13 protein-coding genes are annotated in these 7,315 nt (G+C 70.1%); 7 read left to right on the top strand and 6 right to left on the bottom strand.

From position 1 onward, the window contains the following. From DEU31_RS15240 to DEU31_RS15225, 4 genes are all read left to right on the top strand, one after another. Positions 1-129 (top strand): Fe-Mn family superoxide dismutase (locus DEU31_RS15240; RefSeq protein ID WP_243733856.1); only part of this gene is annotated, 129 nt, incomplete at its 5' end. A gap of 356 nt (positions 130-485) precedes the next feature. Then, positions 486-836 (top strand): hypothetical protein, encoded by a 351-nt coding sequence (locus tag DEU31_RS15235; RefSeq protein ID WP_166649536.1) that lies wholly within the window; start codon positions 486-488, stop codon positions 834-836. 44 nt (positions 837-880) lie between these two features. Further along, a complete protein-coding gene (locus DEU31_RS15230; RefSeq protein WP_133677748.1) occupies positions 881-1,072 on the top strand; it encodes a hypothetical protein in 192 nt (63 codons plus the stop codon). Continuing rightward, on the top strand, positions 1,069-1,419 hold the full coding sequence (locus DEU31_RS15225; protein ID WP_166649535.1) for a hypothetical protein: 351 nt from the start codon (positions 1,069-1,071) through the stop codon (positions 1,417-1,419). Before DEU31_RS15230 ends, DEU31_RS15225 begins: the two co-directional genes overlap by 4 nt. A 10-nt stretch (positions 1,420-1,429) precedes the next feature. On the opposite strand, the gene DEU31_RS15220 is transcribed toward DEU31_RS15225, so the two are convergent. Together DEU31_RS15220 and DEU31_RS15215 are read right to left on the bottom strand one after the other, a co-directional pair. Next, entirely contained in the window at positions 1,430-2,029 is a 600-nt protein-coding gene (locus DEU31_RS15220) for a hypothetical protein (protein ID WP_133677747.1), read from the bottom strand. Between the two features lie 37 nt (positions 2,030-2,066). Continuing rightward, positions 2,067-2,303: a hypothetical protein gene (locus DEU31_RS15215; RefSeq protein ID WP_133677746.1), complete on the bottom strand. Its 237-nt coding sequence runs from the start codon at positions 2,301-2,303 to the stop codon at positions 2,067-2,069. Between the two features lie 313 nt (positions 2,304-2,616). Between DEU31_RS15215 and DEU31_RS15210 the strand changes: the two genes are divergently transcribed. The 3 genes from DEU31_RS15210 to DEU31_RS15200 are packed head-to-tail and all read left to right on the top strand — an operon-like array spanning position 2,617 to position 3,643. Next, on the top strand, positions 2,617-3,018 hold the full coding sequence (locus tag DEU31_RS15210; protein WP_133677745.1) for a hypothetical protein: 402 nt from the start codon (positions 2,617-2,619) through the stop codon (positions 3,016-3,018). 7 nt (positions 3,019-3,025) lie between these two features. Then, entirely contained in the window at positions 3,026-3,256 is a 231-nt protein-coding gene (locus DEU31_RS15205) for a DUF4258 domain-containing protein (protein ID WP_133677744.1), read from the top strand. 39 nt (positions 3,257-3,295) lie between these two features. Then, a complete protein-coding gene (locus DEU31_RS15200; RefSeq protein WP_133677743.1) occupies positions 3,296-3,643 on the top strand; it encodes a DUF2283 domain-containing protein in 348 nt (115 codons plus the stop codon). 159 nt (positions 3,644-3,802) lie between these two features. Here DEU31_RS15200 and DEU31_RS15195 read toward each other — a convergent pair whose 3' ends face one another. From DEU31_RS15195 to DEU31_RS15180, 4 genes are read right to left on the bottom strand one after another with little or no spacing between them, the layout of a single operon-like run. Then, positions 3,803-4,279, bottom strand: coding sequence for a hypothetical protein (locus DEU31_RS15195; RefSeq protein WP_133677742.1), 477 nt, complete (start codon positions 4,277-4,279; stop codon positions 3,803-3,805). Beyond that, positions 4,276-5,190 carry a hypothetical protein gene (locus DEU31_RS15190; RefSeq protein ID WP_133677741.1) on the bottom strand — a complete coding sequence of 305 codons (915 nt, stop codon included), beginning with the start codon at positions 5,188-5,190 and terminating at the stop codon, positions 4,276-4,278. The genes DEU31_RS15195 and DEU31_RS15190 overlap by 4 nt, the downstream gene beginning before the upstream one ends. Beyond that, a complete protein-coding gene (locus tag DEU31_RS15185) occupies positions 5,187-5,459 on the bottom strand; it encodes a hypothetical protein (protein WP_133677740.1) in 273 nt (90 codons plus the stop codon). The genes DEU31_RS15190 and DEU31_RS15185 overlap by 4 nt, the downstream gene beginning before the upstream one ends. A gap of 37 nt (positions 5,460-5,496) precedes the next feature. Continuing rightward, on the bottom strand, positions 5,497-7,269 hold the full coding sequence (locus DEU31_RS15180) for a peptidoglycan-binding protein (protein WP_133677739.1): 1,773 nt from the start codon (positions 7,267-7,269) through the stop codon (positions 5,497-5,499). Positions 7,270-7,315: the final 46 nt, after the last annotated feature.

Below are 7,315 nucleotides of genomic sequence, written 5' to 3'. Positions count from 1 at the left end.
CTCGATTACCAGAACGTGAAGGCGGACTACGTCAAGGCGATCTGGAACATCGTGAACTGGGCCGACGTCCAGGCCCGCTTCGAGGCCGCGCGCTCGTCCGCGACCGGTCTCGTCGTGCCCCAGGCCTGAGCCTCACGAACCTGACGCCGACGGGCGGGCCTGACGGCCCGGGCCTCGGCGACCGACACGGCCGGTCCCTCCTCGGAGGGGCCGGCCGCTTCGCGTCATGAAGCGGGCTGCCGCTCCGTGTGCCGTCCCCGTCCGCGACCGTTCCTCCCCAGCCCCCTGCCGTCCACAGGATCGGCCCCGCCCTGGAACGGGCGGCACCGCCCGGCGACGCTGAGGTCACTCGGCAGGGTGCCGAGGCCGGGGAGCTCCCCGGCAGCCAGGAAGGACAGCGCCATGCGCGACATCCAGACCACGGTCACGGTTCGCCAACACGTACCGGTGCCCGGATGTCCCCACCGGGGGGCAGGATGCCGCCCATGATCCCCGACGGCCACGAGCTCTACTTCGCGCACCAGCGCGCCGTGCAGACGGTCCACGGCATCGCGATCCGGTACCGGCTTGCGCTCATCGGCCCGCGGGTCGATGTCGCCCACTCCGAGCTCGACCCGACCCTCCCCGAGCATTCGATCCGGGTCCGTGCCGGCGGCGCCGAGCTGCTGATCGACTCCGCGGACTGGGTCGGGCGCCGCGCCGAGCTCGACGCGCACGTCCTCGTATGGCTGCTCGAGCACGTCGACCTCCGCGCCGCCCGGCCCCGCCCCGCGGCGCGCCGGTACGACGAGGTGTGGATGGGGGCGTGGAGGGAGGCGAACCCCGCCCGGCGGTGAGTACGATCGCCTCCACCGGGAGGCACCGCCGACGAGGAGTGAGCATGGACCGAGACAGCCTGATCAAGTACATCAACGCCACTATCGCGAGCGGCGACGAACAGACGTCCGCGCTGGACTACGACGTCGAAGCGATCGCGGACGAGCTCGAGCAGCAAGCTGGGCCTGGCACGGGCGAGAAGGTCGAGGCACCCGTCTTCTGGGCGACGATCCAGAAGCACAAGAAAAACGCATGACCATCACCGAGCCCGGCACGCCGCGCCGGGGAAACCCCGTCGGCATCGCCTCGCTCGCGTTCGGGATTCTGCTTCTCCTCGCCGGTCTCGGCGCCCAGACACTCAGCCCCGCTCTCCCGTTCTTGCTGGAGCGCACCGGCATGTCGTACCAGGCGATCCCGTTCCTATTCGGGATCCCGCAGGCCGTCATCGCCACGATCGCCACCGCGCTCGGCGTCGTCGGACTCCTCCTACGGGACCGTGCCCGCGTCCCCGCGATCATCGGCACCACCCTCGGTGCTTCCCACCTGATCGTGAGCCTGGTCGGGTCGTTCGGCGGGGTGCTCGTCGCCGCCGCGCTCGGCTGAGCCCTCGAGTTCAGGTGATGACGCGGTGCACGCGGTGCTTCGGCCCGCCCGTGAACCCGAACGCCTGATACTGCCGGTACAGGTCCGCGGAGTTCGCGGTCGCGACCACCACAGCGCCCGCCGGCGGCACCGTGCCGAGGACTCGGAGCGCGAGCTGGATGCCGGTGAGGCGGGTGCCAGGGAGCTGCGCGAGGCCGGCGACCTCCCACCGCTGACCCTTCGGTGTCTCCGGCCCCCAGGGGAACAGGGAGCCGCCGCCACGCGGCAGAAGGAACAGCAGCCCGACCATGAACATCAACGTCACCGCCGGGAGTGATAGCGCCAGCCAACCGGCGAGGCTCATCAACGCCGACGCCGCGCCGAAGTAGGCGGCGAACGCGACCATCATGACCGGGAACAGCACCAGCACGTCCAGGATCGGGTTCGAGCGGTAAAGCATCACCATCCCGGTGCGCGTGGGGTCAAGGTAGAGGCCGCACCGGAGCGTGCCGGGGACGACCGACAGGAGCGTCCAGGGCAACGCGAGCGGTGCGAGGACGAGGTGCGGGGTGAACGCGCGGGCCATGATCCATGCGGCGCGGAGGATCCGATAGGAAGGCTGCGGGGTCATGGCTCCAGTCTCCCAGCGCCGTGCAGCAGCTGGCGTGCTACGAGGAGCTGCTTCCCGGTCCGTCGGCGTTGATCTCGCGGAGGATCTTGGGGAAGGCCTCGTGGTCCTCCTTCAGGACGGAGAGGAAGTGCGCATCGCGCTCGGCGGTCGGGTTCTGCCGGTAGTACCGGTCCACGGCCTCGTAGAACGCCTCCCGCTTCTCTGCGGGCAAGCCCGGGCTCGTGGTGTCCAGCCACACCGTCGCCTCCCGACGCCAGCAAGGCATGTTCTCCACAGCAGCTCCTCATCAGTCTCCTGCGACTCTACGTGGCTGACCAGTAACTTCGCGACTTTCCGAGACGTATGACCGCATAGTGAAACGCCCCCACCCTCCCGAAGGAGAGCGGGGGCATCCGCGAACGGATCACTTCGAGGGCTTCAATCGCGAAGCGATCCGATAGCCAAGCTAACAGTCTCCGGCTGGGAGTGGGGCGCGTCGGGCCGGTCGAGGTAATGAGCGAGTACGGGGACGGGCCGGGAGTAGCCCAGTAGTTGGCCAACGTGTCCCGTTACGTGACAAGAGGCCGCTGTGCGGTACTGTTCGCCAGATGGAGCCAGAGCTGGACTACGCCTTCCTTGCGGACTATGCGACGGTCGCGGGCGATCGACTCACTGCTGTGGGTGCGTCCTTCACTCGGCTGACGGCAGTCTCGGTTCCCACCCAGATCCCATTCAGCCTGGCCGCTCGTGTCCGCGCGTCGGCCGACGACGAAGACTTCCCCCTCGAAGTTCGTGTCACCTCCCCCGACGAGCAGCTCGACATCTCAACCGAGTTCACGGTCTCACCATCGGACGCGAAGCACCCCTACGGCGACGACAGGCGAGTTGGCGTCCTGATCACGCTCTCACTGAACCTGCCGATGCCCTCCTTCGGCCTGTACACGGTTCGACTGCTGATCAAGGGCCGAGAGGTCAGAGACCTCAAGTTCCAGCTCCTGCCCGAGGAGTAGACGCTCGGTGCGGATCAAGTACACAACCCACGGCACGGAGCGCGGCGACGAGCGAGCCATCAGCCGCTCGGATATTGAGTACGTCCTCAAGCACTTCGACATGTCGATGCCGGGGCGTGGCCGTGCGGTGAAGTACCTCGGGACCTTGCCAGACGGCCGACGGATGGCAGTCGTTCTCGTCAGACCGCTCGATGTGACCAAAGTGAACGTTGTGAAGACCACTTTTCCCGTAGAATGAGTTGATCCACGCTAGCCGCGAGGAGAGAGAGGTTGGGCTATGAACCAGGTCCAGATCCGAGTGGATCGTGATGCTGACGCCGCCTACATCCGCCTGTCGAATGAGAAAGTCGCCCGAACGATTGAGGTCAACGAGGATGTCCTGGTTGACCTGGACGCGAACGGGATCGCTGTGGGAGTCGAGATGCTCAGCCTCGACGCACAGATCCCCTTCACGAAGCTCAAGAAGCACGTCCACCTGCACTCCGAGGTCATCGACCACGTCCGCAGGATCCGCCCGTCCATCAACGACTTCTTCCGCCTCCAGGTGGGCGGGGACTCGAAGCACAAGGCTAGGGATGCGGCTCCGCAGATCCGCGTGAGCGCCATCTCGATGGCAAACGCCTGACCCCAGGCACAGAGGAACGCCCCCACCCGGCCGTGTAGGCCAGGTGGGGGCGTTCTCATCGTCGGCGGGCGTCGCGGTCCGCGGCGTCGTCCTCGTCCGCGCACCAGCGCGCCGAGGTCGGGTCCGTGTACTGGGCACCGCAGCTGGGGCACTCGAACATCACCGCTCCTCGACCGGGGTGTCCCTGCCGTCGGGCACGCCGTCGCGGTCGGCGCGGCGGCCATGCCGCAGCTGCTCGGCGCTGAGCGCGCGAGCGATCGCTTCCGGATCCTCGGTGGCGTTCACGGTCACGTGCACGTCACCGGACGCCGTCGGCTGCTCGGGGCGGCCATCGGGGATCGCGTAGCCGAGGCCCTTGTAGAGGGCCTGGCCGAGCACCGCGACTGCGGCGATGGACAGCAGGATCGTGGAGACGATCTGGACCACGGAGTCGGGGATCCCGCTGATCATGCCGAGCACGACCGCGGCCGCGAGACCGAGCACAGCCGCGACGATCGCGGAGACCCGCTGCGCGTGGGCCTTCGACCAGGAGCGGTCCTTCGCGATCTGGACGATGGCAACCTGCGCGAGCGCGGCGAGGACGAGCACCGCGCCGATGGGGGTGAGCTCGGTCGCGGTGGTGATGGCGTCGTTCATGGGGTGACCTCCTCGGTCGGGGTGGGTGTGGGTGCGGGGTCGTCGGGGGTCGCGGCGATGCACGGCCCCGCGTCCTCGCTCGTGTCGTCGGAGTAGGTGATGGTCCAGCGGCCTGTGTCGGGGTCGCAGATCGCGGACGCGATGCCGCGCCCGTCCTGGCCGTCTGCGCCGGCGGGGCCGGTCTCGCCGCGCGGGCCACGCTCACCGGCAGCGCCCTGCGGCCCGGCCGGTCCGGGATCGCCCTTGGCGCCGGTCGCGCCCTGGGCACCAGTCGCACCGGGCTTCCCGTCGCTCCCGGACGCCCCAGCCTCGCCGGCCTTGCCAGCCTCGCCTGGGGCGCCGGTCGGTCCGGGAACACCCTGCTCACCGTCCTCTCCGTCAGTGCCAGCAGCGCCGTCCGTGCCGGGGGCACCGTCGGCACCCTCCGTCCCGGCGGGGCCGGACTCGCCCGGAGCGCCGGCCGTCCCGTCAGCGCCGTCGGCCCCGTCGGAGCCGTCGGCACCCGAGGGGCCGGCCGGGCCGCGGGGCCCCTGCGGACCCTGCTCGCCCTTCGCCTGCGCGACCGCCTGCTCAGGATCCTCCTGCGCGGCCTGCTCGGCCTCGTCGCAGACGGCCTGCCCTGCGGCGTCCTGCTCGATCGCACCCGACTCGCACAGCTCGAGCACAGTCCGGGCCTGGGCCTGGCGCTGCTCCGCGACCTGGACGGCCGCCGAGTCGGTGTCGGAGAGCTGCTCGGCGAGCGCGTCGACCTGCTGCTGACGCTGATGCCCCATCGTGAGGCCGTACGCGGTCGCGCCCGCGAGGGCCAGCACGATGACCAGCAACACCCACACGCCGATCTGCCGGTGGCGGCGTGCACGGGTCTCGTCGTGCTCGAGCTGCTCGAGGGTGTCCTGCTCGTCCTGGGTCACAGGTCATCACCGTCCTCGATCGGGGGGATGGGGTCGATGCCGTGCTCGACCAGCAGACGCCAGTAGGCGCGTGCCTTCGCCCACGCCCGGTCCTCGCGTTTCTCCGCCGCTTCGGCGCGGGCCTTCGCCTCGTCGGCCTGCTTCTTGTAGAGCTCGATCATCTGGGCCTGCCTCGCGTCGGAGCGGCGGTAGGACTGGATGACGAGCCAGCCGATCCCGCTCGCGAGGAGGGGGAGCAGGACCAGCAGCTGCGCGTTGACGTCAAGCACACGCCCCCTCACCTCCTGGTCTGATGGCCGGTCGAGCTCACTGGACGGGGAGCAGCCACAGCGCGTACCAGGTCACCGGGCCGAGCTTCCGGTCGACCGTGAGGCCGGCGAGGCGCTGGACGTTCCCGATCGCGTTGTCCATCTGCGCGCCCCAGCGGCCATCGATGTCCACGTCGTAGCCGCGGGCCTTCAGCTGCTGCTGCGCGGTGACTATCCCCCTCGAGCGGGTCCTCCCGCCCTCGGTGTAGATCTCGCCCGGGTTCAGCGAGTTCGCCGACTTCCCCGACACGGACTCGATCGGGCCCGACGCGTCGCCGTAGTAGCAGAGGTGCCCCGGCGTGCGCAGGAGCGGGAAGTCGGGCACGTTCTTGAGCTGCATGAGAGCTGCCTTTCCGGAGGGAAGCTTCGACGAGGACGAGCCGCCCCCGCCAGACGGAGGAGCGATCACCGCGGTGGGGTCCCCGCCGGCGGCCGCGAGGATCTCCGCGATCGGGATGTCGCCGGGGTCGCCGTGGTCGTTCTCCGGGGCGTGCTGGTGGCCGAGCCACCCCGTGTACGCCTCCCACTGGGCGCCGGTGAGCCGCTGCGCGGCCTTCTCCCCGTACGAGCCCGGGTAGTTCGCCCAGACCACCGAGGACGTCAGCGGGATGCCCAGCGACTCGGAGACCGCGGCGAGCACGGCGGCGAGCGCGTCGCGCGCCCACGCCTCCTCGAGGAGGTCGGGGAGGTAGAGGTAGCCGTGCTTCTTCGCGAAGGTGAGGTCGCACGAGCCGATCAGCTCGATCTGGAAGACCCGGGCGTTGTTGGTCTGGACTCCGCCGGCGCGGTTGACGAGCGCGCGGGAGGGGCGGGTTGTGGAGTAGTGCTGCCGCGCCGCGATCGTCCGCTCCTTCGGGTCGAAGCGGACCGTGAGGTGCGGGGCGGACGTGCCGGCCCCGTAGCCGGGCCAGGTGCCGGTTTCGGTGGAGTGCAGCAGCCCGATCGGCTTGCCCCCGACGTAGGCCTGGTTCGGGTACTTGCCGTCCCATAACTGGGTCGTGGCGTCGGCCCAGGGGAAGATCCCGTCGACCGCGGCGGCGAGCGCCGTGCGCTCCGGGGTCGGGGCCGGGACGGAGGTGCCGCCCGCGGGCACCGTCGGGGGCGCCGGGGTCACCGGGGCGGCGTCACCTCCCCCCAGGCCCATCGCCGCCTTCGTCTTCGCGCCGACCTTGCCGTCCGCGGTGAGGCCGTGCGCCTTCTGCCACTCGCGGATCTTGCCCGCGGTGGCGGGGCCGATCTTCCCGTCGACGTCCGCGCCGACGACGCGCTGCACCGCCGCGTGATCCAGGAAGCCCTCGTGCCGGTACTGGTCCAGCGACTCGATGTACACGAAGTGCCACGGCTCGTTGTTCCGGCGGCCCTCCTCCCACGACCATCCAGAGGCGAGGCCCTGCGACTGCAGGTACCCCTGGATCAGTGCGGGGATGACGTCGATCGCCTCGCCCTTGGTGTGCTTGGCGCCCGTACCGGTGCCGTATAGGTCCGGGGAGGCGACCCGCACGCCGCCGAGCCACCGCCACGCGGTGCCGCCGAACATCCGATCGTCGCGGTGCCGCTTCGACTTCGTGCCGCGGTTGCGGTAGTTCGCCGTGAACAGCGACACCTGCTCCTCGTACGAGCGGTAGCCGTCGTTCAGGTTGAAGACGGAGCCCGTCTCCGCGACGGCGCGCATCATCACTCGGGAGAGGGAAGCGGCCGCGGCGGGCGTGAGCTTCTCGACCTGGTTCCGGCTGCCCCAGTTCGCGGGGAGAGCCTGCAGGGTGGGGGTCATGCGATGCCTCCTCGGGCATGGGGCGGCCCCGCACACCGTGAGGGTG

It is taken from the genome of Brachybacterium sp. AG952 (assembly GCF_004362645.1).
GTDB classification, from domain to species: domain Bacteria; phylum Actinomycetota; class Actinomycetes; order Actinomycetales; family Dermabacteraceae; genus Brachybacterium; species Brachybacterium conglomeratum.
Note: the sequence above shows the minus strand (reverse complement) of the source record. Positions and strands in the feature narration are given on the sequence as shown.

What these genes read in the sequence shown, in the direction of transcription:
- DEU31_RS15225 (WP_166649535.1), top strand. Translation starts at nt 1,069, where the DNA reads ATGACCATCACCGAGCCCGGCACGCCGCGCCGGGGAAACCCCGTCGGC.
- DEU31_RS15195 (WP_133677742.1), bottom strand. Translation starts at nt 4,279, where the DNA reads ATGAACGACGCCATCACCACCGCGACCGAGCTCACCCCCATCGGCGCG.
- DEU31_RS15220 (WP_133677747.1), bottom strand. Translation starts at nt 2,029, where the DNA reads ATGACCCCGCAGCCTTCCTATCGGATCCTCCGCGCCGCATGGATCATG.
- DEU31_RS15230 (WP_133677748.1), top strand. Translation starts at nt 881, where the DNA reads ATGGACCGAGACAGCCTGATCAAGTACATCAACGCCACTATCGCGAGC.
- DEU31_RS15180 (WP_133677739.1), bottom strand. Translation starts at nt 7,269, where the DNA reads ATGACCCCCACCCTGCAGGCTCTCCCCGCGAACTGGGGCAGCCGGAAC.
- DEU31_RS15210 (WP_133677745.1), top strand. Translation starts at nt 2,617, where the DNA reads ATGGAGCCAGAGCTGGACTACGCCTTCCTTGCGGACTATGCGACGGTC.
- DEU31_RS15235 (WP_166649536.1), top strand. Translation starts at nt 486, where the DNA reads ATGATCCCCGACGGCCACGAGCTCTACTTCGCGCACCAGCGCGCCGTG.
- DEU31_RS15200 (WP_133677743.1), top strand. Translation starts at nt 3,296, where the DNA reads ATGAACCAGGTCCAGATCCGAGTGGATCGTGATGCTGACGCCGCCTAC.